Origin of the sequence: Thauera sedimentorum, assembly GCF_014489115.1 — a bacterium.
Taxonomy (GTDB): domain Bacteria; phylum Pseudomonadota; class Gammaproteobacteria; order Burkholderiales; family Rhodocyclaceae; genus Pseudothauera; species Pseudothauera sedimentorum.
The window spans coordinates 1-26226 of record NZ_JACTAH010000002.1; the positions used below are offsets into that span (position 1 = coordinate 1).

The window sequence follows — 26226 nt, forward strand, 5'->3', positions numbered from 1 at the left end:
AAACCGCTGAAGAACCGCTTAAACACTGACTTTCGCAGCACCCCGGCTCAACACCGGTGCGCCGTGCAGCGCGAAAGAGGTGCGCATTATAGACACCATGAAAAGACTGTCAACGCCCTGAACCAAGAATTTCGACAAGCGACCGATCACACCGCCCCGCACCGCACCGAAAGAGCCGGCGAATCAAGGACAAAGGGCGGGCGACTTTCGTCGCCCGCCCCTTCTCTCATCCGCGCGCCCTTCTGCGAATACTCCCGTGCAACCGCCTCAGTACCCGCCTGAAGCGCCGCCTGCGTAGTTCTCGAAGCGCGTGCTTTCGCCGATGAAAGTCATGCGCACCGTGCCGGTCGGTCCGTTACGGTGCTTGCCGATGATCAGTTCGGCAGTTCCCTTGTCCGGCGAATCAGGGTTGTACACCTCGTCGCGGTAAATGAACATGATGATGTCCGCGTCCTGTTCGATGGCGCCCGATTCGCGCAGGTCGGACATCACCGGGCGCTTGTTGGGGCGCTGCTCCAGACTGCGGTTGAGCTGCGAGAGCGCGATGATCGGCACGTGCAGTTCCTTGGCAAGCGACTTCACCGAGCGCGAGATCTCCGACAGCTCGGCTGCGCGGTTGTCGCTGTCCCGCGTGCTGCTCATCAGCTGCAGGTAGTCGATGACGATCAGGCCGAGCTTGCCGCACTGGCGCGCCAGGCGCCGGCAGCGTGCGCGCAGGTCGATGGGGTTCAGGCCGGGGGTTTCGTCGATGAAGATCGGCGCATCGTAGAGCTTGCCCATCGCCGCGGTGAGGCGCTGCCAATCCTCGTCACCGAGGCGACCCGAGCGGATCTTGCTCTGGTCGATGCGGCCGATCGAGGAGATGAAGCGGGTGGCCAACTGGGTGCCGGGCATTTCCATCGAGAAGATCGCCACCGGCAGACGACACTCGACGGCGATGTGCTCGGCGACGTTAAGCGCGAAGGTGGTCTTGCCCATCGCCGGACGGCCCGCCACCACGATCATGTCGGAGGGCTGCAGACCGGAGGTCATGCCGTCGAGGTCGACGAGCCCGGTCGGCACGCCGGTGACGTCGCTGGGGTTGTCGCGGTCGTAGAGTTCCTGGACGCGATCGACCACCTGCTTGAGGATGGGTTGGATGGAGACGAAGCCGCTGCTGTGGCGCGCACCGGCCTCGGCGATCTCGAACACCTTGGCCTCGGCCTCGTCGAGCAGCAGCTTGGCATCCTTGCCGGACGGCGCCAGCGCGCTGGCGGCGATCTCGTCGCCCACCGCCACCAGCTTGCGCAGGATGCCGCGCTCGCGGACGATCTCGGCGTAACGACGGATGTTCGCGGCCGACGGTGTACTGTTGGCGATCTCGGCCAGATAGGCGATGCCGCCAGCCTGTTCCGCCTCGCCGCTCTTTTCCAGCGATTCGAACACGGTGACCACGTCGGCGGGCTTGCCGAAGTCGATCAGTTTGGCGATGTGGCGGTAGATGCGCCGATGATCGTCGCGATAGAAGTCCGCCTCATTGACCAGATCGGCAACGCGCTCCCAGGCGGCGTTGTCGAGCAGGATGCCGCCGATCAGCGACTGCTCGGCCTCGAGCGAATGCGGCGGCAGCTTGATGCCCGCCATCTGCGGGTCGGAGAAGGAGTCCTGGGATCTGCTACGTGTGGAACTGGCCATTTTTCCGGTTCGATGCGCTGTGGTCAGGAGGTGATTCTAGCGGGCACGCGGGCCCGGCAGTGGACTACCGGGTGCCGCGCCGCGCACAAAAAACAAAGGGCTGCCGAGGCAGCCCTTTGTTCATGCGGCAGGACGCGATTACTGCGTGTCGCCGAGCACGGAGACGGTGATGGTGGTCACCACGTCGGAGTGCAGCGCGACTTCCAGCTGGACGTCGCCCACGGACTTCAGCGGACCTTCCGGCATGCGGATGGCGGAACGCTCGATCTCGTAACCCTGCGCGGCCATCGCTTCGGCCACGTCGGCGTTGGTCACGGAGCCGAACAGGCGGCCGTCCATGCCCGCCTTGCGGGTAACCTGCACCATCAGGCCTTCCAGCTTGCCGGCCAGCTCCTGCGCAGCGGCCAGCTTCTCGGCCTGCACGCGCTCGAGTTCGGCGCGACGCGCTTCGAACTCGGCCATGTTGGCGGCGGTGGCGCGCTTGGCAAAGCCTTGCGGGATCAGGTAGTTGCGTGCGTAGCCATCCTTGACCTTGACCACGTCGCCGAGGCCACCGAGGTTGACGACCTTTTCGAGAAGAATGATCTGCATGTTTCCGTTCTCCTCTTACTGGTGCAGGTCGGTGTACGGCAGCAGCGCCAGGAAGCGGGCGCGCTTGACGGCCACGGACAGCTGACGCTGGTAGCCGGCCTTGGTGCCGGTGATGCGCGCCGGCATGATCTTGGCGTTCTCGGTGATGAAGTCCTTGAGGATGTCCACATCCTTGTAGTCGACTTCTTCGATCTTCTCCGCAGTGAAGCGGCAGAACTTGCGACGCTTGAACAGGCCGCGACCGCGGTCGTCCTTCTTCTTGAACTTGGGCTTGAAAGCCATTTTCAGTTTCCTTCCAGAAATTCGATCTTGTTCAGGTGCATCACCGGCGCCCGACTGCGAAGACTCTTCGCTGCGAGAAAACCGGTAGCCCGTATCCTCATGCCCGGGGCCGCTGCGGCCAGCACACCGGCCAGCTCACCGACCGCCACCGCCTGCAGTTCCACCGAAACATCCCGCGGACTTCCCGCTTCGATCTGCTTCGATTCGTGCGCCAGGATGCAACTGAGCACCGGCACACCTGCTGGGGTTCGACGCAGCGGCTGGACTTCGGCCAGCACGGCGTCGACGCGGAGGTCGTTCAACCCCGGCTCAACCACCTCAGGCCGACTGGGTCTCGGCAGGCTTCTCTTCCTCGCCGGCAGCGGCGGGGGTCAGCGAGCGGGACTTCTCTTCCTTCATCATCGGCGACGGGGTGGTCACGGCCTTCTTCATCTTGACGACGAGGTGGCGCAGCACGGCATCGTTGAACTTGAAGGAATGCTCGAGCTCGGCCAGGGCCTCGCCGTCGCACTCGATGTTCATGAGCACATAGTGGGCCTTGTGCACCTTCTGGATCGGGTAGGCCAGCTGGCGGCGACCCCAGTCTTCCAGGCGGTGGATCTGGCCTTCACGGGCAGTGACGATCGCCTTGTAGCGATCGATCATCGCCGGGACCTGTTCGGACTGGTCCGGGTGGACGATGAAAACGATTTCGTAGTGTCGCATGCAGACTCCTTGCGGTTGATTGCAGCTCCCCGGCATGCGAGAACCGGTGGAGCAAGGGAAAGCCGGGAATCTTAACAAGTTTTCCTGAGAAATCAAAGATCGACGACCGAGCCCGGACAGGCGCTGCGGACCGCCCCGGTCGCCGTTACAAATCCGCGCTTACATTCCCGGCAACGGGCGGCGCGCACGCCGCGGCTAGCATCCGGTCCATCCTGTGTGCCGGCAAGGCACCGCGAAACTGCGACCGGAGAACGACCATGACCCGACCGAACAAACTCAAACTGCTCGCCGCCTTGCTCTGCGGCGGACTCCTGAGCCTGGGCAGCGCCGCCGAAGCGCGTGACGACGGACGCTGGAAGCATGGCGGCAAGGGCTGGGAGCGACAGCACGACAAACACCCCGGCCATCGACACACCGTGGTACGCGAACGCGTGGTCATCCACCAGTACGCCCCCGAGCGGCCACGCTATCGCTCGCCGCGGGTGATCCATCACCACCACTACGGCTATGGCACGCCCTACTCCGGCTACGGCTATCGCGAACCTGCGATCGTGATCAGCCTGCCCCCGGTGGTGATCCCGCTGCGCTGAGCGCCGCCCGCGCCGCCACCTTCAGCGCGGGCGCGCTTCCCAGATCTTCTGCAGGCGCTTCACCGACACCGGCATCGGCGTCTTCAGTTCCTGGGCGAACAGGCCGACGCGCAGCTCCTCGAGCAACCAGCGGAATTCCCCGAGCTGCGGGTCGTCCACCCCCGCGCGCCGCTTGGCGCTGCGCTCGCGCTCCCACTGCTGGGCGAGTGCGCGCCACTCGGCGAGCAGCTGCGCATCACGCGCCGGATTGTTACGAAGCTTGTCGAGACGGCTCGCCGCCCCTTTCAGATAGCGGGGAAACTGTGCCAGGCGCTCCCATGGGTAGGCGAGCAGGAAGTCCTTCGGCATCAGGGCGCCGACCTGGGCCTGGATGTCGGCCACCGCTTCCGGGAAGGTCTTCAGTCCCGCCAGGCGCTTCTGCAGCGCGCCGTGCTCGGCCACCAGCTGGCCGGCCAGACGCATGAACTCCTGCGCCACCAAGGTGATGCGCGGCTTGGCTTCGGCACAACGGCGCGCGAAGGATTCGGCGTCCGCCGGCAGCGGCTCGAGCAGGCAGCAACGGCGCAGCGTGGCGGTAACCAGGCGGGCCTTGAGCTCGGCCTCCGAGCCGAAGTTCATCATCTGCAGCGCCAGCTCGCGGATGCCCGGCAGCTTCTCGATGGCGCGCACTTGGTCCTTCAGGTTGAGCGCAAAGAGGCGCGCCAGCCCGTCGAGGTGGACGCGTGCGGCTTGTTCCGGGGTGTCGTAGGGGCGCAGCGAGACGCTGTCGCCGTCGTCGTGCAGGGCGGGGAAACCGATCACCTCGCGGCCCGCGACGCGCACTTCGAGCAGTTCCGGCAGCGCCCCGAAGGTCCATGCGGTGAAGCCGCTCAGCCCGCCTTCGGCCTCTGCAGGTGCGGCGGCCGCGGGGGGCGCAGCCTTCTTCGGTCCCGCAGCGACCGGCGCCTCGGCCGCTGCGGCCACCCCCTCGATACGCGCAGCGCGGAACTGGCTGGCGACCTGCTCGCGGAACTTCGTCCGCAGCTCGGCGAGGTTGCGCGACTGGCCGAGCACACGGCCGTGCTCGTCGACCAGGCGGAAGTTCATGAAGCAGTGCGGCTTGAGGTTTTCCGCACGAAAACTCTCGGCCGGCAGCTTGAGCGACACCCGCTCTTCGACGAAACGCTGCAGGGCACGCAGCAGCGGCTCGTCGACGTCCAGCTCGCCAGCCGCGAACAGCGCCATGAAGGCGGCCGCGCTGTCGGCGATCGGCTGCAGGCGGTGACGGTGCTTCTGCGGCACGGTGCGCAGCAGCGCGGCGACCTTCTCTTCCAGCAGGCCGGGCACCAGCCACTCGCAGCGCGCCGCGGGGATCTGGTTGAGCATGGCGAGCGGCACAGTCAGCGTGACGCCGTCGTCGGCCTCGCCGGGCGCATGCAGGTAGGCAAGCTTGAGCTTCTGGCCGAGCACCTCGAAGTGGGCCGGGAAGCGCTCGGTGGTAATGCCCTCGGCCTCGTGACGCATCAGCTGCTCGCGGGTCAGATGCAGCAGCTTCGGCTCTGCCTTCTCGGCTGGCTTGCGCCAGCGCTCGAAGCTGGCCAGATCGACCACCTCGGGCGGCAGCTTGGCATCGTAGAAGGCGTGGATCAGCTCCTCGTCGACCAGCACATCGGGGCGGCGGCTCTTGTGTTCCAGGCGCTCGATCTCGGCGACCAGCTTGAGGTTGTGGCGCAGGAAGGGCATGGCGCGCGCCGCACCTTCGGCGATCTCGCCCTGCACCAGGCCTTCGCGGATGAACAGTTCGCGGCACAGCGCAGGGTCGGTGTCGCGGTAGGACACCCCGCGCCGCGCGTAGAGCACCAGGCCATGCACCGTGCCGCGCTCCCAGGCGCGCACCGCGCCGCTGCTCTTCGACCAGTGCGGCTCGAAGACGTGGCGGCGCAGCAGATGGGCGCCGACCTCCTCCACCCATTCCGGCTCGATGCGCGCCAGACAGCGGCCAAACAGGCGCGTGGTGTCCACCAGCTCGGCCGCCATGATCCACTTGCCCGCCTTCTTCGCCAGCGCCGAACCCGGGTGCGGCCAGAAGCGGATGCCGCGCGCGCCCAGGTAGCTGCCGGCCTGCGGCCCGGAGGCGTCCTCGGCGCGGCAGCCGATGTGCCCGAGCAGGCCGGCGAGCAGGGCCTTGTGCAGGGGTTCGTAGGCGATCGGGCGCGCTTCGGCGCCGGCCTCGCCCGCTGCGGCCTTGGCGCCGCGCGACGGCGGTTCGGCCTCGGCGGCGGTCTCCGGGTGCCAGCCGTGCTCGGCGCACAGCGCGTGGAGCTGGGTGTGCACATCGCGCCATTCGCGCATGCGCAGCCAGGACAGGTAGTGCTTCTTGCACCAGGCCTTCTGCTTGCTGCTGCTCTCGTGGCGCAGCGCCTCGCTCCAGGCGCGCCACAGGTGGATGTACCAGAGGAATTCGGAGCGCTGGTCCTGCTCGCCGCCGCGAAAGCGCGCGTGCGCCTGGTCGGCCGCGCCGGGACTGTCCTGCGGGCGTTCGCGCGGGTCCTGCACCGACAGCGCGGCGGCCACCACCAGCATCTCGGCCAGGCAGCCGCGCTCACGCGCGGCGAGGATCATGCGCCCGACCTTGGGATCGAGCGGCAGCTTGGCCAGTTCGCGCCCCACCGCGGTGAGCTCGCGCGCATCATCGTCGCTGACCGCGCCCAGCTCGGTGAGCAACTGGTAGCCGTCGCCGATCATGCGCGGCGACGGTGGGTCGATGAAGGGGAAGTCCTCCACCGCGCCGAGCTTGAGCGCCTTCATGCGCAGGATCACCCCGGCCAGCGAGGAGCGCAGGATCTCCGGGTCGGTGTGCGGCGGGCGGCGCTCGAAATCCTCTTCGTCGTACAGGCGGAAGCAGATCCCGTCCATCACCCGCCCGCAGCGCCCGGCGCGCTGGCGTGCGGCGGACTGGGCAACCTTCTCGATCTGCAGTTGCTCGACCTTGTTGCGGTAGCTGTAGCGCTTGACCCGCGCCAGGCCGGTATCGACCACGTAGCGGATGCCGGGCACGGTGAGCGAGGTCTCGGCCACGTTGGTGGCCAGCACCACGCGCCGCCCGTTGGAGCCGGCGAACACGCGCGCCTGCTCCTGCGCCGACTGGCGCGCAAAGAGCGGTAGGATCTCGGTACCGGCGGCGTGGTGGGCGTGGCGCAGGGCTTCGGCGGCCTCGCGGATCTCGCGCTCGCCGGGCAGGAAGACCAGCACATCGCCGGGGCCACTCAGCTGCGCCTCGTCCACCGCATCGACCAGCGCCTCGTAGAGGTCGCGCTTCTTTGCGTCACGCCGCGCAGGCGTGCCGGCGCTGTCGCCGTCGTCCTCGGCGACCGGGCGGTAGCGCATCTCGATCGGGTAGAGGCGGCCGGAGACCTCGATCACCGGCGCCGGCTGACCGGCGGCGTCGGCGAAGTGGCGGGCGAAGCGCTCGGCATCCAGGGTGGCCGAGGTGACGATCACCTTCAGGTCCGGGCGGCGCGGCAGCAGGGTGCGCAGGTAGCCGAGCAGGAAGTCGATGTTGAGGCTGCGCTCGTGGGCCTCGTCGATGATCAGCGTATCGTAGGCCGACAGCCACGGGTCGCCCTGGGTTTCCGCCAGCAGGATGCCGTCAGTCATCAGCTTGATGTAGGACGAGGCGCTCAGCCGGTCGGTGAAGCGGATCTTGTAGCCCACCGTCTGGCCGAGTTCGCTCTTCAACTCCTGGGCGATGCGTGCCGCCGTGGAGCGCGCGGCGATGCGGCGCGGCTGGGTATGGCCGATCAGGCCCTGCACGCCGCGCCCCAGCTCCAGGCAGATCTTGGGCAGCTGGGTGGTCTTGCCGGAGCCGGTCTCGCCGCACACGATGACCACCTGGTGGGCGGCGATCGCCGCGGCGATTTCCTCGCGGCGCTGGTTGACCGGCAGATCGGCGGGGAAATCGGGCACCGGCAGGGCGGCGCGGCGCGCAGCCACCGCGGCGCGCGAGCGTTCCAGCAGCGCCGCCAGGTCGGCCTGCAGCCGGTCACGTTTGTCGCCGCTGGCATGCCCGAGCGCGCGGGCCAGGCCGATCAGCCGGCCGCGGTCGGCGCTCAGGCAATCGTCGAAGGATACTGTGGAGGGCGCCGGCCGCACGGTGGCGCGAGAGGATCTGGAACTCATCGATGAACCGGCGCTGCGGCCCTCAGGCGCGCAACGCGTTGAACAACAGGTAGCCCGCCCAGGTCATCAGCAGCGTGCCGGCCACGTGCAGGAGCAGGTGACCCGCAAACCAGCCCCACTCGCCGCGCTGGACGAGATGGAAGGCCTCGGCGGAGAAGGTCGAGAAAGTGGTCAGCCCGCCGAGCAGGCCGGTGGTCAGGAGCAGCTTGAGCGCCGGACTGATGCCCGGCCAGGTTTCCAGCAGCGCCAGCGTGCCGCCCATCAGCAGGCCGCCGACCAGGTTGGCCGCCAGCGTGCCCAGCGGCAACAGCGGCAGCAAGGGATTGAGCAGCAGCCCCAGGCCCCAGCGCAGCCAGGCGCCGCAGGCCGCACCCAGGCCGACGGCGAGAAAGGTGGAAGCGCTCAGCTGCATCGGCATCGCGGTCAGTTCCCTGCGGCTTGCGCGGCGAGCCCGGCATCCGCGGCCGTCTCCAGCCGCACGCCTTCCGGCAGGTGCAGGGTGCGGGTCGGGAAGGCGATCTCCGCGCCGTGGCGGGCGACGATCTCGGCGATCTTCAGCATCACGTCCTGCTTGATCTCGTGGAAGGCCACCCAGGCGGTGGTGCGGGTGAAGGTATAGACCATGATGTCGAGCGAGGAGGCGCTGAACTGGTTGAAGTTCACGATCAGGGTCTGCCCCTGGTCGATCTCCGGATGCGCGCGCAGCATGGCCTTGATGTCGGCAACGATGCCGGCCACCCGGTCGATGTCGTCGTAGCGCACGCCCACGGTCTCGTAGATGCGCCGGTTGGTCATGCGCGAGGGGTTCTCCACGGTGATCTGGGTGAACACCGAATTGGGCACGTAGAGCGGACGCTTGTCGAAGGTGCGGATGCGGGTCAGGCGCCAGCCGATCTCCTCCACCGTGCCTTCGATCTGCTTGTCCGGCGACCGTATCCAGTCACCCACCACGAAGGGGCGGTCCAGGTACACCATCAGGCCGCCGAAGAAGTTGGCCAGCAGGTCCTTGGCGGCAAAGCCCACCGCGATGCCGCCGATGCCGCCGAAGGCGAGCACGCCGGAGATCGAGAAGCCCAGGCTCTGCAGCCCGACCAGCACCGAGGTGATCAGCACCGAGACGCGCAGCAGCTTGCCGACCGCGTCGACCGTGGTGCGGTCTATTGACTCGCCGCGCGCCAGGCGCTGCCGCATCACCCCATCCTGCACGTTGCGGATGAACTGGATCAGGAACCAGGTGATGCAGGCGATGACCCCCACGGTGCGCGCCGGGCCCACCGCCTCGAAGATCGCGGTATCGGTCTCGGCCTGCACGATCTGCGCCGCGAAGGCGATGCCCACGATCCAGGCCAGCCAGGTCAGCGGACGTCGCGCAGCCAGAATGAGGGCGTCGTCCCACGGCGTGGCGGTCTGCAGGGAGCGCGCCTCCAGCCTGGCCAGCATGCGGCGCAGGAAGAAGTTGGCCACGACCACCGCCAGCACCACCAGGAAGACCTGGGTGATCAACATCAGCGTGGCGTCGCCGCCGGTGATCTCGGCAAGCAGCTTGTCTACAGGTGTGTCGTCCATCGGATGTCGCTGTCGTCGCGCGGGGCGCGAATTGCGCGATTCTACCGGAGCACCGCCGACCCTGCCCGCACGCCGCCGGTCGCGGACGCGCATCGGCTACAATTGCGCCCATTTCTACGCCGGCATGCGGCCGGCGCATCCCAGCCCGACCTGACACCCATGAGCCACAACACCCCCAAGGACACCGCGCCCGCGGCGAGCAACTTCATCCGCAACATCGTCGACGAGGACAATCGCAGCGGCAAATGGAACGGCCGGGTGGAGACCCGCTTCCCGCCCGAGCCCAACGGCTACCTGCACTACGGCCACGCCAAGTCGATCTGCCTGAACTTCGGCCTGGCCGAACAGTACGGCGGCGTCTGCCACCTGCGCTTCGACGACACCAACCCGGAGAAGGAAGAGCAGGAGTACGTCGACTCCATCGTCGAGGCGGTGCAGTGGCTGGGCTACGACTGGGGTCAGCACCTGTACTTCGCCTCCGACTACTTCGACCGCATGTACGAGTATGCGGAATACCTGATCCGCGCCGGCAAGGCCTACGTCGATTCGCTGTCCGCCGAAGAGATGCGCGCCTACCGCGGCACGCTCACCGAAGCGGGCAAGGACAGCCCCTACCGCAATCGCAGCGTGGACGAGAACCTCGACCTCTTCCGCCGCATGCGCGACGGCGAGTTCCCGGACGGCACCCACATCCTGCGCGCCAAGATCGACATGGCGAGCCCCAACATCAACCTGCGCGACCCGGCCATCTACCGCATCCGCAAGGCGGTACACCACCGCGCCGGCGACAAGTGGTGCGTGTACCCGATGTACACCTTCGCGCACCCGATCGAGGACGCCATCGAGCGCATCACCCACTCGATCTGCACGCTGGAGTTCGAGGACCAGCGCCCGTTCTACGACTGGCTGCTCGACGCGCTCGCCGAAGGCGGCTTCTTCCCGCGCCCGCTGCCGCAGCAGATCGAGTTCGCGCGCCTCAACCTCACCTACGTGGTGCTCTCCAAGCGCAAGCTGATCCAGCTGGTGGACGAAGGCCATGTCGCCGGCTGGGACGACCCGCGCCTGCCCACCCTGGTCGGCGCGCGCCGCCGCGGCTACACGCCGGAAGGCTTCCGCCGCTTCGCCGAGCGCATCGGGGTGTCGAAAGCGGATTCGTGGATCGACATCAGCGTGCTGGAAGAATGCATGCGCGATCACCTCAACGAGGCGGCCGAACGCCGCGTCGCGGTGCTCGACCCCTTGAAGCTCGTCATCACCAACTACCCGGAAGGCGAGAGCGAGCTCTGCCAGGCGCCCAACCACCCGCTCAAGCCGGAACTGGGCAAGCGCGACATGCCCTTCACGCGCGAGCTGTGGATCGAGCGCGAGGACTTCATGGAGGAGCCGGTCAAGGGCTACCACCGCCTCTACCCGGGCAACATGGCGCGCCTGCGCTACGGTTTCGTCATCAAGTGCACCGGCTGCGAGAAGGACGCCGACGGCAACACCACCGCGGTGCTGGCCGAGTACATGCCGGACTCCAAGTCCGGCACCCCGGGCGCCGACAACTACAAGGTCAAGGGCAACCTGCACTGGGTCTCGGCCGCGCACGGCTACCAGGCCGAAGTGCGGCTCTACGACCGCCTGTTCGCCCACCCCTACCCGGGCGCGCGGCGCGAAGGCGATGCCGAAGGCGTCGAGCGCAGCTTCCTCGACGACCTCAACCCCGAGTCCATGCGCGTCATCCGCGCCTGGCTGGAGCCTTCGCTCAAGCACGCCCGACCGGAAGACCGCTTCCAGTTCGAGCGCCACGGCTACTTCGTTGCCGACCGCCGGGACTCGCGCGACGGCGCGCCGGTGTTCAACCGCACGGTGACGCTGAAGGACACCTGGAAGAAGTAAGCCCGCACTTGCCTGCCGCCATGATCCGCGTAGCATGAAGGCGACACGGAAGGGACACGGATCATGACACGCAGGTGGCGCGGCATCCTCATCGCAATCCTGATCGTGGCGGCGCTCGCCGCCCTCGGCGCCTGGCTCGCCCGGCCCGACCCGCTGACCGTCACCGTGAGGGCGGTCGACCGCGGGCGGGTCGAGGCCAGCGTCTCAAACACCCGCGCCGGCGAAGTCGAAGCCTGCCAGCGCACCAAGCTGTCCACCATCCTCGGCGGACGCATCGAATACCTGGGCGTCAAGGAAGGCGACCATGTTGAAGCCGGCCAGGTACTGATGCGCCTGTGGCACGAGGACATCCGCGCCCGCGCCGAGGTGGCCGAGGCCCAGGTGGCCACCGCCAGGAGCCGCGTGCGCGAAGCCTGCACCGTGGCCGGCAACGCCGAACGCGAGGCCGAACGCCAGGAGGCGCTGGCGACCCGCGGCTTCGTGTCCGCCTCGCGCGCCGAGACCGCGCGCAGCGAGGCCGACGCCCGGCGCGCCACCTGCCTCAGCGCGCGTGCCGACCTGACCACCGCCGAACGCCAGCTCGCCGCCGCCGGCGTAGACCTGGGGCGCATCGTCATCGCCGCGCCCTTCGCCGGCACGGTGGCGAAGATCACCGGCGAACTGGGCGAATACTCCACCCCCTCGCCGCCCGGCGTGCCCACCCCGCCGGCCATCGAGCTTTTCGACGACAGCTGCCTGTACGTGAAGGCGCCGATGGACGAGGTCGACGCCCCGCGCATCCAGCCCGGCATGACCGCGCGGGTCAGCGTAGACGCCCTGCCCGGCAAGCACTTCGCCGCCCGCGTGCGCCGCGTCGCACCCTATGTGTCGGCACAGGAGCGCCAGGCGCGCACGGTGGACATCGACGTGGATTTCGCCTCGCAGGACGAGGCGCGCGGCCTGCTGGTGGGCTATAGCGCGGACGTCGAGATCATCCTCGCCACGCGCGAGAACGTGCTGCGCGTACCCACCGCGGCGCTGCGCAGCGGCAACACCGTGCTGGTGGTCGACACCGACGGCGTGCTGGCCGAACGCACGCTGCAGACCGGCGTGGCCAACTGGGAGTACACCGAGGTCACCGACGGGTTGAGCGAGGGCGAGCGCATCGTCACCTCGCTGGAGCGCGAGGGCATCGCGCCCGGCGTGCGGGTGACGACCGAGCCGTCCGCCGGGCGCTGAGCGCGGCCATGGCGCTGATCGAACTCGACGGCATCGAGCGCGTCTTCACCCTGGGCGACAGCCAGGTGCACGCCCTGCAGGACGTGCGCCTGCGCATCGAGGCCGGTGAGTACCTCTCGGTGATGGGCCCCTCCGGCTCGGGCAAGTCCACCCTGCTCAACCTGCTCGGCCTGCTCGACCGCCCCAACGCCGGCCACTACCGCCTGGAAGGGCGCGACGTGACCACGCTGTCGGCCGACGAGCAGGCCCGCGTGCGGCGCGAGCGTATCGGCTTCGTGTTCCAGAGCTTCCACCTGGTGCCGCGCCTGTCGGCCGCCGAGAACATCGCCCTGCCGCTGATGCTCGCCGGCCTGCCGAGCGCCGAACGCCACGCGCGGGTGGCGCGCGCGCTCGCCGACTTCGGTCTGGAGACGCGCGCCGACCACCGCCCCGACCAGCTCTCCGGCGGCCAGCGCCAGCGCGTGGCAATCGCCCGCGCCACCATCATGCAGCCGGCCATGCTGCTGGCCGACGAACCCACCGGCAACCTCGACCGCGCCACCGGCCAGGAAGTCACCCGCCTGCTTGAAGAACTCAACGGACGCGGCGTGACCCTGATCGTGGTCACCCACGATCCGGCCATGGGCGAACGCGCCCGGCGCTGCCTCCGCATGGAAGACGGGCGCATCGTCGGCGACCTGCAGCAGGCGCCGGCCGACCCCGCCGCCACGCCAGACGCAGGCCGCTGATGCGCGCCGCCGACACCCTGCGCTTCGCCACCCGCGCGGCCACCGGCAACCCTCTGCGCACCGCCCTGATGGTGCTGGCGATGGCAATCGGCGTGGCCGCGGTGGTCGTGCTCACGGCCCTGGGCGACGGCGCGCGGCGCTACGTGGTCGGCGAGTTCGGCTCGCTGGGCAGCAACCTGGTGATCGTGCTGCCCGGGCGTTCCGAGACCGGCGGCATCAATCCGGGCAGCTTCGTCACCTCCACCCCGCGCGACCTCACCGTGGAAGACGCCCAGGCGCTGCTGCGCTCGCCGCTGGTCACCCGTATCGCCCCGCTGGCGGTGGGCAACAGCGAGATCTCGGCCGGCGGCCGGCTGCGCGAGGTGATGGTGCTGGGCACCAGCGCGGACTTCACCGCGGTGCGCGAACTCGAGCTCGCCGCCGGGCGCTTCCTGCCGCGCGAAGACCTGCGCCGCGCCACCAACATCGCGGTCATCGGCGCCACCATCCAGCGTGAGCTGTTCGGCAACGAGCGCGCGGTCGGTCGCCTGGTGCGCATCGGCGACCGGCGCTTCCGGGTGATCGGCGTGATGGCCGCCGCCGGCCAGGGCCTGGGCATGAACACCGACGAACAGGTGATCATCCCGGTCGGTGCAGCGCTGGCGATGTTCGACACCAACAGCCTGTTCCGCATCCTGGTCGAAGCCCGCAGCCGGGGCGCGCTGGAAGCCGCCAAAACCGACATCGCCGAGATCATCCGCAGCCGCCACGCGGGCGAGGAAGACGTCACCCTGCTGACCCAGGACGCGGTGCTCAATACCTTCGACCGCATCCTCGGCACGCTGACCCTGGCGGTGGCCGGCATTGCCGCGATCAGCCTGGCGGTGGCGGGCATCCTGGTGATGAACGTGATGCTGGTCTCGGTCACCCAGCGCACCGCCGAGATCGGCCTGCTCAAGGCCCTGGGCGCCGAGGCGCGGGCGATCCGCAACGCCTTCCTGATGGAGGCCAGCCTGCTGTCGCTGGGCGGCGGACTGGCCGGACTGGCCGTCGGCCACGGCGGCGCCGCGCTGCTGCGCCTGCTCTACCCGGCCCTGCCGGCCTGGCCGCCGGACTGGGCGGTGGCCGCCGGGCTGGGCACGGCCCTGGTCACCGGCATCGTCTTCGGCGTGCAGCCGGCGCGCCGGGCCGCCCGCCTGGACCCGGTCCAGGCCCTGGCCAAGAGGTGAGCAACATGGCCTGGCGCGACTTCCTGCTGCTGGCACTGCGTGCGCTCACCGCCCACCGCCTGCGCAGCTTTCTCACCCTGCTGGGCATCGCGGTCGGCATCGCCGCGGTCATCCTACTCACCTCCATCGGCGAGGGCGTGCACCGCTTCGTGCTCGCGGAGTTCACCCAGTTCGGCACCAACGTGATCGAGATCACCCCGGGCCGCCAGGGCGCGCGCGGCGGCCCGCCCGGCCTGCCCAACACCTCGCGCGAGCTGACCCTGGACGATGCCGCCGCCCTGGAGCGCCTGCCGCAGGTGACCGGGGTGACCCCGGTGGTGTTCGGCAACGCCGAGGTGCATGGCAACGGCCGGGTGCGGCGCACCGCGATCTATGGCGTGGGCGCGGGCTTCTCACAGGTGTTCACCCTGCAGGTGCGCAGCGGCCGCTTCCTGCCGCCGGACGATCCGGCCCACGCACGCGCCTTCGTGGTGCTGGGCGCCAAGCTCAAGCGCGAGCTGTTCGGCGAGGCGAGCGCCCTCGGCGAACGGGTGCGCATCGGCGGCGAACGCTACCGGGTGATCGGCGTAATGGAGGAAAAGGGCCAGATCCTCGGCTTCGACCTCGACGACACCGCCTACATCCCCGCCGGGCGCGGGCTGGCGCTGTTCCAGCGCGACGGCCTGATGGAGATCAACGTGTCCTACGCCGAGGGTGTGCCCGCGGCCAGCGTCGCAGCCGAGGTGCGCCGCGTGCTCGAAGCGCGCCACGGCCGCGTGGACTTCACCCTGACCACCCAGGAAGACATGCTGCGCACGCTGTCGAACATCCTCGACATCCTCACCGCCGCGGTGGGCGCGCTGGGCGGCATCTCGCTGGCGGTGGGCGGGGTGGGCATCGTCACCATCATGACCATCGCGGTGGCCGAACGCACCAACGAGATCGGCCTGCTGGTGGCCCTGGGCGCACGGCGCAGCACGGTGCTACTGCTCTTCCTCGCCGAAGCGGTGCTGCTCTCCGCACTGGGCGGCGTGCTCGGCCTGCTGGCCGGCGCGGGCATCGCCCAGCTCGTCGGCGTCCTCCTGCCGGCCCTGCCGGTCGCCACACCCTGGCACTTCGTGGTGCTGGCCGAGGTGGTGGCGGTGGTCATCGGCCTGGTCGCCGGCGTACTGCCGGCACGCCGCGCCGCCGGTCTGGACCCGGTCGAGGCGCTGCGCGCCGAGTAGCCCGGAAACGGGTCGGCCGCGGTCGCTCCGTTTGCGCAGGATCAAGAACTTCCGTAATAGTCCCTCACATCCGCCCCTCCCTGCCTAGATTGAAAACAGAGAAAGGTCCGCTGACGCGGACCGCACAATGGCAGGAGGAGATCATGTGTTTCTTCGATTCCCCGGTTGCGCCTTGTGAGAAGGTGCACGAGATGGTGTTGCTGGACGAAACCCAGCAGGAGTGCGCGTACGAGCATGACTGCCCGCCCGGCCGCGAGTGCCCGCTGGCCGGCCGTTTCACCGAGGTGAGCGGCATCGACCCAGAACACGCCGAGCAGTTCGCGACGACGCACCACGCGCCCTAGTCCAGCGCTGCGCGGAACGATGCGCGGCAAGGCCCCTCGCAGGAGTGGCCTTGGCCGCGTTGCAGCCCAGCCAACGGATGCCGGGCATCCCCGCTTTTGCCTTGGCTCCGTTTACCGGTCGGTACACCTTGTTTGTGCGAGAATGCCGGGCGCTTTTCGCGCCGCGCCCGCACGTCGCGGGCACCTACCGCAACGGACTGACCGGAATCCATGGACTGGCTGCAAGTCGTCATTCTCTCGGTGCTGCAGGGGCTCACCGAGTTCCTGCCCATTTCCAGCTCGGCACACCTCATCCTCGTTCCCACGCTGACCGGCTGGCCGGACCAGGGTCTGGCCTTCGACGTGGCGCTGCACATCGGCAGCCTCACCGCCGTGGTGATCTACTTCCGCCGCGACCTCGCCGGCATGGCAAGGAGCTGGACACGCTCGCTCACCACCCGCCAGCTCGATGCCGACGCCCGCCTGGCGTGGGCGGTGCTGCTCGGCACCATCCCGGTGGGCCTCGCCGGCCTGGCCACCAAGGACATCGTCGAAACCCACCTGCGCTCGCCGGTCATGCTGGCCATCGGGCTGATCGCCTTCGGCCTGCTGCTTAGCTGGGCGGACTGGCGCCATCGCGGCACCCGCAGCGAGCACCAGATCACCTGGCGGGACGTGCTCATCGTCGGCTGCGCCCAGGCCCTGGCCCTGTTTCCCGGCACCTCGCGCTCGGGCATCACCATGACCGCGGCGCTGATGGCCGGCCTCAGCCGCGAAGGCGCCTCGCGCTTCTCCTTCCTGCTGTCCATCCCGGTGATCGTGCTCGCCGGCGGACTGGAAACCCGCGAACTGCTGAGCAACGGCCACCCGGTGGACTGGAACGCGCTGTGGCTGGGCGCGGTGCTGTCGGGCATCAGCGCCTACCTGTGCATCCATTACTTCCTGGTCTTCATCAACCGCATCGGCATGCAGCCCTTCGTCGCCTACCGCCTGCTGCTCGGCGCGATCCTGCTGTGGCTCTACCTGTAGCGAACGACGGAACCCACTGCGCCTGGCGCAGCAGCACATGTTCGCCCATGATGAAACAGCGCCGGCGCGCACCGGCCGCTCTTCATGACCCACGGAGGTGAACGATGAATTTCCTGATGTTCCTGCTGATCGGTCTCGTGGCCGGCTGGCTGGCCGGCATCGTGGTGCGCGGCGGCGGCATGGGCCTGCTCGGCAACCTGGTGGTCGGCGTGGTCGGCGCCTTCATCGGCGGCACGCTGTTCAGCTTCTTCGGCTTTGCGTCCGGCAGCGGCATGCTGGGCAGCCTGCTGGTGGCCACCGTCGGCGCCGTGGTGCTGCTGGTGCTGGTGCGCGCGATCAAGCGCGCCTGAACACGGCAATCAAGCGGCCGGCGCGCCCTCGCCCGCCCCGCTGGCACCACGGGCGGCGACATGTGACGGAAAGCGCCGCATCAGCCACAGCAGCAGCGGCAGGCCGAGCAGGGCCAGCCCCGCGGTGAAGGTGAAGAAGGTGGCCCAGTCGCCGTCCAGGCGGTCCACCATGTAGCCGGCCGAGGCCGACAGCCAGATGCGCGACAGATTGCCCAGCGAGGCGAGCAGCGCGTACTGGGTGGCGGTGTACGCGACATTGCACAGCCCCGAGAGATAGGCGACGAAGGCCACGGTGACCAAGCCGGTGGTGAAGCTGTCGGACACCACCGCCACCGCCAGCATCCACTTCTGCTGACCAACCACGGCGAGCGCGGAATAGGTGAGATTGGTCGCCGCGGTCAGGAAGCCGGCGACGAACAGCGCGCGCAGCACGCCGATGCGCGCTGCCAGCACGCCGCCGAGGAAGACCCCGACCATGTTCGCCGCAAAGCCATACACCTTGGAAACCTCGGCAATGGTCTCCAGCGAGAAGCCCAGTTCGCGGTAGAACACCCCGGACATGCGCCCCAGCATGGCGTCGCCGAACTTGAACACGAAGACGAAGACCAGCACCAGCAGCCAGCCGTCACGCCGCATGAATTCGGCAAAGGGCGCCACCACCGCGTTGTACAGCCAGGCCGCCACCGCCGCGGCCCCAGCCGGCAGACGGCCGGCGAGGCGTGCGCGCACGGCGGCCTCCTCCTCGGCCACGCGGCGCGGAATGGCGCGCACCGGCTCGGGGCTGGCGAGGATGGCCAGCACGCCGACCAGCACCGCCAGCGCGAGGATCTGGTAGGACGCCTGCCAGCCGAACTGCCCGGCCAGCAGCAGCCCGCCTGCGCCGCCCACCAGCGTGCCGCCCAGGTGCCAGCCCCAGATCGCCACCGCCGAGCCGGCGCCATACTGCTCGGGCGTGAGCGAGTCGATGCGGTAGGCGTCGATCACGATGTCCTGGGTGGCGCTGGCGGTGGTCACCAGCAGCGTGGCCACCGCCATCATCCACAGGTGCTGGGCGGGCGCCGAATAGGACATCCACAGGATGGCGCCGATCAGCGCGATCTGCGTGGCCAGCGCCCAGCCGCGCCGCCGCCCGAAGCGGTCGGTGAGCCAGGGCAGGCGCAGGTGGTCGATCAGCGGCGCCCACAGGAAATTGATCGCGTAGGGGGTGGCGGCGAGCGCAAACAGCCCGATGTCGGTGCGGCTCACGCCTTCGTCGCGCAGCCAGATCGACAGGTTGGAAAACACCAGCGGCGCCGGCAGGCCGCTGGAGAAGCCCAGCGCCAGCAGGGTCAGCATGCGGCGGTTGAGGTAGGTGGCGAAGGCCGCCGCCAGCCGGTCACGCATCAGAAGTGCTCGTCCTCGCGGAGGTAGCGCCACTGCCCGGCGGGCAGGTCGCCCAGGCGCACCTTGCCGATGCGCACGCGCTTCAGGCCCACCACCTTGAGGCCGACCAGCTCGCACATGCGGCGGATCTGGCGCTTGCGCCCTTCGCGCAGCACGAAGCGCAGCTGGTCCGGGTTGGCCCATTCGACCTGGGCCGGGCGCAGCCTGCGGCCGTCCAGCTCGAGGCCGTGGTTGAGCAGGGCCAGGCCCTCGGCCGAGAGCTCGCCTTCGACGCGCACCAGGTACTCCTTGTCGACCTTGGAGTCGTCGCCGATCAACTGGCGGGCGATGCGTCCGTCCTGGGTCAGTACCAGCAGGCCGGTGGAATCGATGTCCAGCCGCCCGGCGGGCGCCAGGCCCTTGAGATGGCTGTAGTGGAAGTTCTGCGCCTCGCCGACGTCGAACTGGTTCTCCGCCTTGATCAGCACCACCGCCGGCTCGTAGCCCGGCTCCGGCTGGCCGGAGACATAGCCCACCGGCTTGTGAAGCAGGATGGTCACGCGCTGCGCCTGCTGGCGGCGCGCCTCGGGTGCGACGGTGATGTTGGCGCCCGGATCGATGCGGGTGCCCAGTTCGGTGATCCGCCGGCCGTCCACGAACACCCAGCCGCGCTCGATCAGCCCGTCGGCCTCGCGCCGCGAGCACAGGCCGCGCTCGGCCATCACCTTGGACAGGCGCACACCCTCGGGCGCGCCCTCTGCAGTGCCGGCAGGGCTGCGCGGGGTGGGCTGCGGACGTGGCGTGGCGGCGCGTGCGGGGCGGTCGGTGCTGCGGCGATCCATCGTGGTGCGGGCAGGGCGTTCGGCGGGCGCTCGGCCGGGCTTGCCGCCTGCTTCAGTCGCGGTGCGACGCGCCGGCTGGCGCTCGCGTCCCTCGGCCGCCTTGGGCGCAGCGCGGCTGGAAGCCCGTTCCGCCGCATCGCGCGGCGCACCGGTATTGGCCCGCGTCTCCTTGGCCCGGCGCTCGCCGCGCGCAGCGGGCGACGGCTTCCGGTCACTCTTGGACGCGGCCGGCTTGCGTGCCGGCGCAGCGTCCTGCTTGGCCGTGACCGCGTCCGGCGAGTCTGCGGCCGGTTCGGCCGGCTCGGTCTCGGGTGCGCGCGCGCGGACCTTGAGGGTGCCGGCGACGCGGGACGGCGCGGGCGCGGGGGGAGTTCTGCGTGTGGTGTTCACTGGAAACCTCGGGCCGTCCGGAGAAAGGCCGGATCAAAGCCCAGCATTATCCTTGAAACCGCCCCGAGCGCGGTCGCCTGTACGTGCGCTCAGGCGCGCGGCGCCTGCTCGGGACGCTCCTCGCCCTCGCCTTCCGGCAGGCCGTCGAAGGTGCTCCAGCCTTGCGGACGGCCAGTGGACGGCAGATCGCCGCGCAGTTCCTCATGCTCGTGCAGATGCGCCTTGGCGATGAAATGCGCGGAGATCGGCGCGGTGAGGAAGAGGAACACGCTGATCAGCACCTCGTGGATCGACAGCGTGCCCTCGATGGCGAAGAAGAACAGCATGGAGGCCGCCAGCGCACCGCCCACGCCCAGGGTGGTGGCCTTGGTCGGCCCGTGCAGGCGGGTGAGCAGTTCGGGCAGCTTGACCAGGCCGATCGAGCCGATCAGGGCGAAGATGCCGCCGAGCACGATCAGCACGGAAACCAGCAGTTCGAGCAGGAAGTTCATCGTCGTCTCACTCGATGACGTCGCCGCGCAGGATGAAGCGGCAGTAGGCGACCGTGGAAACGAAGCCGAACATGGCGAACAGCAGCGCGGCCTCGAAGAACACCGTGGTGCGCTGCTGGATGCCGAACAGGATGATCAGCGCGATGACGTTGATCACCATGGTGTCCACCGCCAGCACGCGGTCCATCAGCGAAGGGCCGCGCAGCAGACGCCACAGGTTGAGCAGTACGGCCATCGACACCGCGACATAGCCGAAGTTGAGGGCATGTTCGATCACGGGAAGATCTCCATCAGGCGGGCCTCGTAGCGCTCCTTCATCTGCCGCACCGCTTCCTCGGCGTCGGGCGCATCCAGGCAGTGCACCAGCAGGCTGCGGCCGTCGGCCGACAGGTCGCAAGACACCGTGCCCGGCGTCATGGTGATGGTGCCGGCCAGCACGGTGATCGCCTCGGGCGAGCGCAGTTCCAGCGGCACGGTCACCCAGCGCACGTGCAGCTCGTCGGCGCGGCGGAACAGGATCAGACGGGCGACCTGCAGGTTGGCCACCACCACGTCCCAGGCCACCAGCGCCATGTAGGAGAAGGCTTTGCCGTAGGCCTTCACCGGCGGGCGCTCCGGCCAGAAGTTGCTGGTGATGATAGGGATCACCACCCCGAGCAGGCTGCCCATCAGCAACCCGCCGGCACTGAAGTTGTTGAGCAGCAGCATCCACAGCGCGATCAGCACCACGGTCAGCAGGGGGTGCGGCAGCCAGCGCTGCATGAAGCTGCGCCCGTCGTTGTCGGACCTGTCAGCCATCACTGCCCTCCTCCTGCCGCGCCCAGCACGGCATCGATGTAGCCCGCCGGCGCGAAGACCTGTGCCGAGGCCTGTTCCAGCCACGCGTGGACCGGTCCGGCCGCCACCGTCAGCACCGCCAGCACCGCCAGCAGTCCGCCCACCGCCACGAAAGGCAGCACCGGCGCCGGCCGCCGGCTCGCAGTGGCAGGCGCCTCCAGCGCGTGGCTCTTCCAGAACACCAGGCTGCCACCGCGCGCAAAACCCAGGATGGCGAGCAGGGAAGTGGCCAGGATCAGCGCCCAGAACCACACCGCCTGCGGATGAGCGCGCACCGCGTCGAGCACCAGCAGCTTGCCGAGGAAGCCCGACAGCGGCGGCATGCCGGCCACCGCGATGGCGGCGGCGAAGAACAGCCCGGCGATCAGCGTGCCCTGGGCGAAGCGCGGGGCCAGCGCCAGGCGGTCGCGCTGCACGCCGCGGCGCTCGGCGACCAGGTCTGCAATCAGGAACAGGGCCGCGGCGCCGAAGGTGGAATGCACGAGATAGAACAGCGCGGCACTGAGCGCCTGCGGGGTGAACACCGACACCGTGGCGAGCAGCATGCCCATGGAGCCGATCACCGCGAAGCTGGCCATCTGCCCCAGGCTGCGCGCGGCGAACACGCCGCTCATGCCCAGCACCAGGGTCAGCAGCCCCGCCGGCAGCAGCCAGGGCGCGGCAATCCACGCCGCCTCGCCGGCATCCGCGCCGAAGGCCAGCACGTAGAGCCGGATGATGGAATAGGCGCCGACCTTGGTCATGATGGCGAACAGCGCCGCCACCGGGCCGGGCGCATTGGCATAGGTGCCGGGCAGCCAGAAATGCAGCGGCACCAGCGCCGCCTTGACGCCGAACACCAGCAGCAGGAGCACCGCCCCGGTCTGCAGCAGGGCCTGGTCGGCGGCCGGCACCTGCGGCACCTTGATCGCCAGGTCGGCCATGTTGAGCGTGCCGGTGACGCTGTAGATCAGGCCCACCGCGATCAGGAACAGCGAGGAGCCGACCAGGTTGGTGACCACATACTGCACGCCAGCCTTCACCCGCAAGCCGCCACCGCCATGGACCATCAGGCCGTAGGAGGCGATCAGCAGGATCTCGAAGAACACGAAGAGGTTGAAGAAGTCGCCGGTGAGGAAGGCGCCGTTCAGGCCCATCAGCTGGAACTGGAACAGCGGATGGAAGTGCTTGCCGCGCTCGTCCCAGCCGCCGATCGCGTACAGCAGCACGCCCAGCCCGAGCGCCGCGGTGAGCACCAGCATCAGCGCCGACAGGCGGTCGAGCACCAGCACGATGCCGAAGGGCGCCACCCAGTCGCCCAGCGCATAGGAGCGGATGCTGCCATCGCTCGCCATGACCAGCAGCACCACGCCGAGGACCAGCAGCAGCACGCAGGAGGCCACCGCGAACACCCTGGAGAGCAGGCGGTCGTGGCGGGCGGCGATGACCAGCACCGCCCCGAGCACCGCCGGCAGCAGGATGGGAAGGATGAGCCAGTGGTTCATACGCTCTCCTCCACCGCGGAGGGCGGACGGGCCGTATCACCCTGCTTGCGGCCGAGCAGCTTCCAGTCGTCCTCGCGCGCCTCGGGCGAGGCCTCGCCGGGCAAGTCGACGTGATCGTTGCCGGTCTCGAGGTATGCGCGCAGCGCCATCACCACCACCACCGCGGTCATGCCGAAGGAGATCACGATGGCGGTCAGCACCAGGGCCTGGGGCAGCGGATCGACATAGGCCGCGGCTTCGGGGCTGATCACCGGCGGCAGGTTCACCGCCAGGCGGCCGGTGGCGAACAGGAACAGGTTGGTGGCATAGGTCAGCAGCGACAGGCCGATGATCACCGGGAAACTGCGGGCGCGCAGGACCAGGTAGATGCCGGCGGTGGTCATGGCGCCGATCGCGGTGGCGATGAGGAACTCCATCAGTGCGACTCCCCGTTCGGCACGGCGCTCGGATCGACGTCCATCGCCGTCTTGTTGACCGCGCGGTGCGCGGTCCACCGCCCCATGCGCGACAGGTTGGCCAGCGCCAGCATCACCGCGCCGACCACGGTGAGGAACACGCCGGTATCGAATGCCATCGCGCTGGCCAGTTCGAACTCGCCGATCACCGGCAGGTGCACATGGGCGAAGGCGGAGGTCAGGAAGGGGCGGTCCAGCACCATGGCCGCGATGCCGGTGGCCGCGGCCACCAGCACGCCGCTGCCTATCATCGCGTGGTACTTCACCTTGACCCGCTGCGCCGCCCAACCGAAGCCGCTCGCCATGTACTGCATGATCAGCGCGATCGACACGACCAGCGCGGCGATGAAGCCGCCGCCGGGCTGGTTGTGGCCGCGCAGGAAGATGTAGACGCCGACCAGCAGGGCCAGCGGCAGCATCACCCGGGTGGCGACCACCATGATGATCGGGTGGCGATCCACCGATACCGGCAGGTCCGGCGTCCACGCGCTCAGCCGGCGCGCGACGCGGCCGTGCAGCGCGCCGTCCAGCAGGGCATAAATGGCCAGCGCGGCAATGCCGAGCACGATGATCTCGCCGAAGGTGTCGAAGCCGCGGAAGTCCACCAGGATGACGTTGACCACGTTGGTGCCGCCCCCGCCGCTCACCGCATTCTCCAGGTAGTAGGTGGACAGGGAGGTGCCGTCGCGGGTCATCATCGCCCAGCTCACCGCCGCCATGCCGCCGCCGGCCGCCAGCGCCAGCACCGCGTCGCGCAGGTGGCGCAGCGGCTGTGCGCGCACCGTGCTGGTCACCGGGCTCTCCTTGGGCAGGAAGTAGAGGGCGAGCAGGATGAGGATCACCGTGGTGACCTCGACCGAGATCTGGGTCAGCGCCAGGTCGGGAGCGGACAGATAAATGAAGGCCACGCAAACGATCAGGCCCACGGCCCCCACCACCAGCACCGAGAGCAGGCGCTTGCGGAAGAACACCACCGCGAGCATGCAGCCGCCGAGCAGCAGCACCCAGGCCACTACCGCGACCGGCGGCATTGGCAGCGGCGCGCGCGTGCCGGCCGCGTGCGGCGCGCCGAGGAAGGCGGCGAAACCGGCCAGCACCATGGCAGCGATGGCAAAGGCCAGGTAGCGCTGCAGCGAACCGTTGTGCAGGCCGTGGGTGAAGCGCCCGGCCAGCGCCAGCGCGCCGCCCAGCGTGGCGTCGAACATCGCCTTGGCCTCCGGATGCGGCCCGGCCTGCCACAGGGCGCGCACCCGCGGATAGGCCAGGATGAGCAGCAGGCCGACCGCCACCGCCACCGCCGACATGCCGAGCGCCAGGGTGAAACCGTGCCAGATCGACAGGTGGAAGTCCGGCACCGGCCCACCGATCACCGCAGCGGCGGTGGCACGCACCAGAGTGCCGGCCATGGTCTCAGGGAACAGCCCGATCAGCACCACCAACGCCACCAGCAGCGCGGGCGGCAGCCACATGCCGGCCGGCGGGTCGTGCGGCGGATGCGGATAGTCGTCGCGGCGGCGGCCGAAATATACGTGCAGGATGTAGCGGAAGGAATAGGCCACCGAGAACAGCGCGCCGACCGTGGCCAGCAGCGGCACCAGCCAGCCCTGCCCGGCCCAGGCGGTGTGCGCGGCCTCGTGCAGCATCATCTCCTTGGAGAGGAAGCCGTTGAGCAGCGGCAGGCCGGCCATCGAGGCTGCGGCCAGGGTGGCCAGGGTGGCGGAGATCGGCATCAGCAAGGCCAGCCCGCCGAGGCGCTTGATGTCGCGCGTGCCGGCCTCGTGGTCCACGATGCCGGCGTTCATGAACAGCGCGGCCTTGAAGGTGGCGTGGTTGATGATGTGGAACACCCCGGCCACCGCCGCCATCGGCGTGCCGAAGCCGAACAGCATGGTCACCAGCCCCAGGTGGCTGACCGTGGAGTAGGCCAGCAGGCCCTTGAGGTCGTCCTTGAAGAGCGCGATGAAGGCGCCGATCACCATGGTCAGCAGGCCGGCCGTGGCCACCAGGTAGAACCAGGCCTCGGTGCCGGCCAGCACCGGCCACATGCGCGCCATCAGGAACAGCCCCGCCTTCACCATGGTGGCCGAGTGCAGGTAGGCCGACACCGGGGTGGGCGCGGCCATGGCGTGCGGCAGCCAGAAGTGGAAGGGGAACTGCGCGCTCTTGGTGAAGCAACCGGCGAGGATCAGCACCAGCGCGGGCAGGTAGAGCTCGGATTCGCGGATCGCCTCACCGTGCTGCAGGATCACCGAGAGGTCGTAGGAGCCGACGATGTGGCCGAGGATCAGCATGCCGGCGATCATCGCCAGCCCGCCGGCGCCGGTCACGGCGAGCGCCATGCGTGCGCCCTGGCGGCCTTCCGGCAGGTGCTTCCAGTAGCCGATGAGGAGGAAGGACGACAGGCTGGTCAGTTCCCAGAACACCAGCAGCAGCAGGATGTTGTCGGACAGCACGATGCCCACCATGGCGCCCTGGAAGAGCAGCAGGTAGCTGTAGAAGCTGCCCATCGGGTCTTCCTTCGCCAGGTAGAAGCGGGCGTAGGTGATGATCAGGAGGCCGATGCCGAGGATCAGCGTGGCGAACAGGAAGCCCAGGCCGTCGAGGAAGAAGTTTGCGTTCAGTCCCAGCGCCGGCAGCCAGTTCCACTGCGCCTGCACCACCTCGCCGCGCAGCACCACCGCCGGGGCGTGGACCATCAACAGCGCGAAGGCCAGCAGGGTGATGAAACCCGTGGTCAGCGCGCAGGCATTGCGCCCGGCGCGGATCATCAACGCCGGCAGCATCGCCCCGAGGAAGGGCAGCATCACGATCAGGGCAAGACTCATCGACAGGACCCGGCAATGCGTGCGCAAAAACG

The 26226-nt window shown here is 69.1% G+C and carries 25 protein-coding genes; 9 read left to right on the forward strand and 16 right to left on the reverse strand.

All coding sequences use genetic code 11. The annotated features are described in order from the left end of the window. Positions 1–267 precede the first annotated feature (267 nt). From dnaB to rpsF, 5 genes are all read right to left on the reverse strand, one after another. Positions 268–1674 (reverse strand): replicative DNA helicase, encoded by a 1407-nt coding sequence (dnaB, locus tag IAI53_RS09745; RefSeq protein WP_187718018.1) that lies wholly within the window; start codon positions 1672–1674, stop codon positions 268–270. Between the two features lie 138 nt (positions 1675–1812). Next, positions 1813–2265 (reverse strand): 50S ribosomal protein L9, encoded by a 453-nt coding sequence (gene rplI, locus IAI53_RS09750; RefSeq protein WP_187718019.1) that lies wholly within the window; start codon positions 2263–2265, stop codon positions 1813–1815. A 15-nt stretch (positions 2266–2280) separates the two neighbouring features. Continuing rightward, positions 2281–2547 (reverse strand): 30S ribosomal protein S18, encoded by a 267-nt coding sequence (gene rpsR / locus IAI53_RS09755; protein WP_136386393.1) that lies wholly within the window; start codon positions 2545–2547, stop codon positions 2281–2283. A 2-nt stretch (positions 2548–2549) separates the two neighbouring features. Continuing rightward, positions 2550–2849, reverse strand: a complete 300-nt coding sequence (gene priB, locus IAI53_RS09760; protein WP_222948274.1) for a primosomal replication protein N — start codon at positions 2847–2849, stop codon at positions 2550–2552. A gap of 16 nt (positions 2850–2865) precedes the next feature. Next, entirely contained in the window at positions 2866–3252 is a 387-nt protein-coding gene (gene rpsF / locus IAI53_RS09765) for a 30S ribosomal protein S6 (protein ID WP_187718021.1), read from the reverse strand. 257 nt (positions 3253–3509) lie between these two features. Between rpsF and IAI53_RS09770 the strand changes: the two genes are divergently transcribed. Further along, the gene (locus IAI53_RS09770; protein WP_187718022.1) at positions 3510–3842 is read left to right on the forward strand and encodes a hypothetical protein; all 333 of its coding nucleotides are present in this window, start codon (positions 3510–3512) and stop codon (positions 3840–3842) included. 21 nt (positions 3843–3863) lie between these two features. On the opposite strand, the gene hrpA is transcribed toward IAI53_RS09770, so the two are convergent. The 3 genes from hrpA to IAI53_RS09785 are packed head-to-tail and all read right to left on the reverse strand — an operon-like array spanning position 3864 to position 9566. After that, complete coding sequence (gene hrpA, locus IAI53_RS09775) at positions 3864–8000, reverse strand: ATP-dependent RNA helicase HrpA (RefSeq protein ID WP_187718023.1); 4137 nt, start codon at positions 7998–8000, stop codon at positions 3864–3866. Positions 8001–8022: 22 nt separating this feature from the next. Then, positions 8023–8412: a fluoride efflux transporter CrcB gene (crcB, locus tag IAI53_RS09780; protein ID WP_432813921.1), complete on the reverse strand. Its 390-nt coding sequence runs from the start codon at positions 8410–8412 to the stop codon at positions 8023–8025. Positions 8413–8423: 11 nt separating this feature from the next. Further along, entirely contained in the window at positions 8424–9566 is a 1143-nt protein-coding gene (locus IAI53_RS09785) for a mechanosensitive ion channel family protein (RefSeq protein ID WP_187718024.1), read from the reverse strand. 159 nt (positions 9567–9725) lie between these two features. On the opposite strand from IAI53_RS09785, the gene IAI53_RS09790 reads away from it, so the two are divergent. The 8 genes from IAI53_RS09790 to IAI53_RS09825 all read left to right on the forward strand — a co-directional run bounded on the left by IAI53_RS09790 (position 9726) and on the right by IAI53_RS09825 (position 17508). Continuing rightward, positions 9726–11447, forward strand: a complete 1722-nt coding sequence (locus tag IAI53_RS09790) for a glutamine--tRNA ligase/YqeY domain fusion protein (RefSeq protein ID WP_187718025.1) — start codon at positions 9726–9728, stop codon at positions 11445–11447. 63 nt (positions 11448–11510) lie between these two features. Next, positions 11511–12665: an efflux RND transporter periplasmic adaptor subunit gene (locus tag IAI53_RS09795; protein ID WP_187718026.1), complete on the forward strand. Its 1155-nt coding sequence runs from the start codon at positions 11511–11513 to the stop codon at positions 12663–12665. Positions 12666–12673: 8 nt separating this feature from the next. Beyond that, a complete protein-coding gene (locus IAI53_RS09800) occupies positions 12674–13393 on the forward strand; it encodes an ABC transporter ATP-binding protein (protein ID WP_187718027.1) in 720 nt (239 codons plus the stop codon). Next, positions 13393–14601, forward strand: a complete 1209-nt coding sequence (locus IAI53_RS09805) for an ABC transporter permease (protein WP_187718028.1) — start codon at positions 13393–13395, stop codon at positions 14599–14601. The genes IAI53_RS09800 and IAI53_RS09805 overlap by 1 nt, the downstream gene beginning before the upstream one ends. Before the next feature lie 5 nt (positions 14602–14606). Then, the gene (locus tag IAI53_RS09810; RefSeq protein ID WP_187718029.1) at positions 14607–15806 is read left to right on the forward strand and encodes an ABC transporter permease; all 1200 of its coding nucleotides are present in this window, start codon (positions 14607–14609) and stop codon (positions 15804–15806) included. 143 nt (positions 15807–15949) lie between these two features. Next, positions 15950–16150 (forward strand): hypothetical protein, encoded by a 201-nt coding sequence (locus IAI53_RS09815; protein ID WP_187718030.1) that lies wholly within the window; start codon positions 15950–15952, stop codon positions 16148–16150. A 210-nt stretch (positions 16151–16360) separates the two neighbouring features. After that, positions 16361–17158: an undecaprenyl-diphosphate phosphatase gene (locus tag IAI53_RS09820; protein ID WP_187718031.1), complete on the forward strand. Its 798-nt coding sequence runs from the start codon at positions 16361–16363 to the stop codon at positions 17156–17158. A 104-nt stretch (positions 17159–17262) separates the two neighbouring features. Next, positions 17263–17508, forward strand: coding sequence for a GlsB/YeaQ/YmgE family stress response membrane protein (locus IAI53_RS09825; protein WP_187718032.1), 246 nt, complete (start codon positions 17263–17265; stop codon positions 17506–17508). A 9-nt stretch (positions 17509–17517) separates the two neighbouring features. Here the strand turns inward: IAI53_RS09825 and IAI53_RS09830 are convergent, their stop codons facing one another. The 8 genes from IAI53_RS09830 to IAI53_RS09865 all read right to left on the reverse strand — a co-directional run bounded on the left by IAI53_RS09830 (position 17518) and on the right by IAI53_RS09865 (position 26194). Next, on the reverse strand, positions 17518–18891 hold the full coding sequence (locus IAI53_RS09830) for an AmpG family muropeptide MFS transporter (RefSeq protein ID WP_187718033.1): 1374 nt from the start codon (positions 18889–18891) through the stop codon (positions 17518–17520). Then, the gene (locus IAI53_RS09835; RefSeq protein WP_349771915.1) at positions 18891–20102 is read right to left on the reverse strand and encodes a pseudouridine synthase; all 1212 of its coding nucleotides are present in this window, start codon (positions 20100–20102) and stop codon (positions 18891–18893) included. The genes IAI53_RS09830 and IAI53_RS09835 overlap by 1 nt, the downstream gene beginning before the upstream one ends. Positions 20103–20191: 89 nt before the next feature. Beyond that, entirely contained in the window at positions 20192–20593 is a 402-nt protein-coding gene (locus tag IAI53_RS09840; RefSeq protein WP_187718034.1) for a Na+/H+ antiporter subunit G, read from the reverse strand. 7 nt (positions 20594–20600) lie between these two features. Then, a complete protein-coding gene (locus IAI53_RS09845) occupies positions 20601–20870 on the reverse strand; it encodes a K+/H+ antiporter subunit F (protein WP_187718035.1) in 270 nt (89 codons plus the stop codon). Beyond that, positions 20867–21391, reverse strand: a complete 525-nt coding sequence (locus tag IAI53_RS09850; RefSeq protein ID WP_187718036.1) for a Na+/H+ antiporter subunit E — start codon at positions 21389–21391, stop codon at positions 20867–20869. The genes IAI53_RS09845 and IAI53_RS09850 overlap by 4 nt, the downstream gene beginning before the upstream one ends. Beyond that, positions 21391–22914 (reverse strand): monovalent cation/H+ antiporter subunit D, encoded by a 1524-nt coding sequence (locus IAI53_RS09855; protein ID WP_187718037.1) that lies wholly within the window; start codon positions 22912–22914, stop codon positions 21391–21393. Before IAI53_RS09855 ends, IAI53_RS09850 begins: the two co-directional genes overlap by 1 nt. Next, entirely contained in the window at positions 22911–23330 is a 420-nt protein-coding gene (locus IAI53_RS09860; RefSeq protein ID WP_187718038.1) for a Na+/H+ antiporter subunit C, read from the reverse strand. Before IAI53_RS09860 ends, IAI53_RS09855 begins: the two co-directional genes overlap by 4 nt. After that, positions 23330–26194, reverse strand: a complete 2865-nt coding sequence (locus IAI53_RS09865) for a monovalent cation/H+ antiporter subunit A (protein ID WP_187718039.1) — start codon at positions 26192–26194, stop codon at positions 23330–23332. Before IAI53_RS09865 ends, IAI53_RS09860 begins: the two co-directional genes overlap by 1 nt. Positions 26195–26226: the final 32 nt, after the last annotated feature.

Bases quoted from the DNA above. Each gene is read 5' to 3' on its own strand.
- dnaB (WP_187718018.1), bottom strand. From the start codon at position 1,674: ATGGCCAGTTCCACACGTAGCAGATCCCAGGACTCCTTCTCCGACCCG.
- rplI (WP_187718019.1), bottom strand. From the start codon at position 2,265: ATGCAGATCATTCTTCTCGAAAAGGTCGTCAACCTCGGTGGCCTCGGC.
- rpsR (WP_136386393.1), bottom strand. From the start codon at position 2,547: ATGGCTTTCAAGCCCAAGTTCAAGAAGAAGGACGACCGCGGTCGCGGC.
- rpsF (WP_187718021.1), bottom strand. From the start codon at position 3,252: ATGCGACACTACGAAATCGTTTTCATCGTCCACCCGGACCAGTCCGAA.
- IAI53_RS09770 (WP_187718022.1), top strand. From the start codon at position 3,510: ATGACCCGACCGAACAAACTCAAACTGCTCGCCGCCTTGCTCTGCGGC.
- hrpA (WP_187718023.1), bottom strand. From the start codon at position 8,000: ATGAGTTCCAGATCCTCTCGCGCCACCGTGCGGCCGGCGCCCTCCACA.
- crcB (WP_432813921.1), bottom strand. From the start codon at position 8,412: ATGCAGCTGAGCGCTTCCACCTTTCTCGCCGTCGGCCTGGGTGCGGCC.
- IAI53_RS09785 (WP_187718024.1), bottom strand. From the start codon at position 9,566: ATGGACGACACACCTGTAGACAAGCTGCTTGCCGAGATCACCGGCGGC.
- IAI53_RS09790 (WP_187718025.1), top strand. From the start codon at position 9,726: ATGAGCCACAACACCCCCAAGGACACCGCGCCCGCGGCGAGCAACTTC.
- IAI53_RS09795 (WP_187718026.1), top strand. From the start codon at position 11,511: ATGACACGCAGGTGGCGCGGCATCCTCATCGCAATCCTGATCGTGGCG.
- IAI53_RS09800 (WP_187718027.1), top strand. From the start codon at position 12,674: ATGGCGCTGATCGAACTCGACGGCATCGAGCGCGTCTTCACCCTGGGC.
- IAI53_RS09805 (WP_187718028.1), top strand. From the start codon at position 13,393: ATGCGCGCCGCCGACACCCTGCGCTTCGCCACCCGCGCGGCCACCGGC.
- IAI53_RS09810 (WP_187718029.1), top strand. From the start codon at position 14,607: ATGGCCTGGCGCGACTTCCTGCTGCTGGCACTGCGTGCGCTCACCGCC.
- IAI53_RS09815 (WP_187718030.1), top strand. From the start codon at position 15,950: ATGTGTTTCTTCGATTCCCCGGTTGCGCCTTGTGAGAAGGTGCACGAG.
- IAI53_RS09820 (WP_187718031.1), top strand. From the start codon at position 16,361: ATGGACTGGCTGCAAGTCGTCATTCTCTCGGTGCTGCAGGGGCTCACC.
- IAI53_RS09825 (WP_187718032.1), top strand. From the start codon at position 17,263: ATGAATTTCCTGATGTTCCTGCTGATCGGTCTCGTGGCCGGCTGGCTG.
- IAI53_RS09830 (WP_187718033.1), bottom strand. From the start codon at position 18,891: ATGCGTGACCGGCTGGCGGCGGCCTTCGCCACCTACCTCAACCGCCGC.
- IAI53_RS09840 (WP_187718034.1), bottom strand. From the start codon at position 20,593: ATGAACTTCCTGCTCGAACTGCTGGTTTCCGTGCTGATCGTGCTCGGC.
- IAI53_RS09850 (WP_187718036.1), bottom strand. From the start codon at position 21,391: ATGGCTGACAGGTCCGACAACGACGGGCGCAGCTTCATGCAGCGCTGG.
- IAI53_RS09855 (WP_187718037.1), bottom strand. From the start codon at position 22,914: ATGAACCACTGGCTCATCCTTCCCATCCTGCTGCCGGCGGTGCTCGGG.
- IAI53_RS09860 (WP_187718038.1), bottom strand. From the start codon at position 23,330: ATGGAGTTCCTCATCGCCACCGCGATCGGCGCCATGACCACCGCCGGC.
- IAI53_RS09865 (WP_187718039.1), bottom strand. From the start codon at position 26,194: ATGAGTCTTGCCCTGATCGTGATGCTGCCCTTCCTCGGGGCGATGCTG.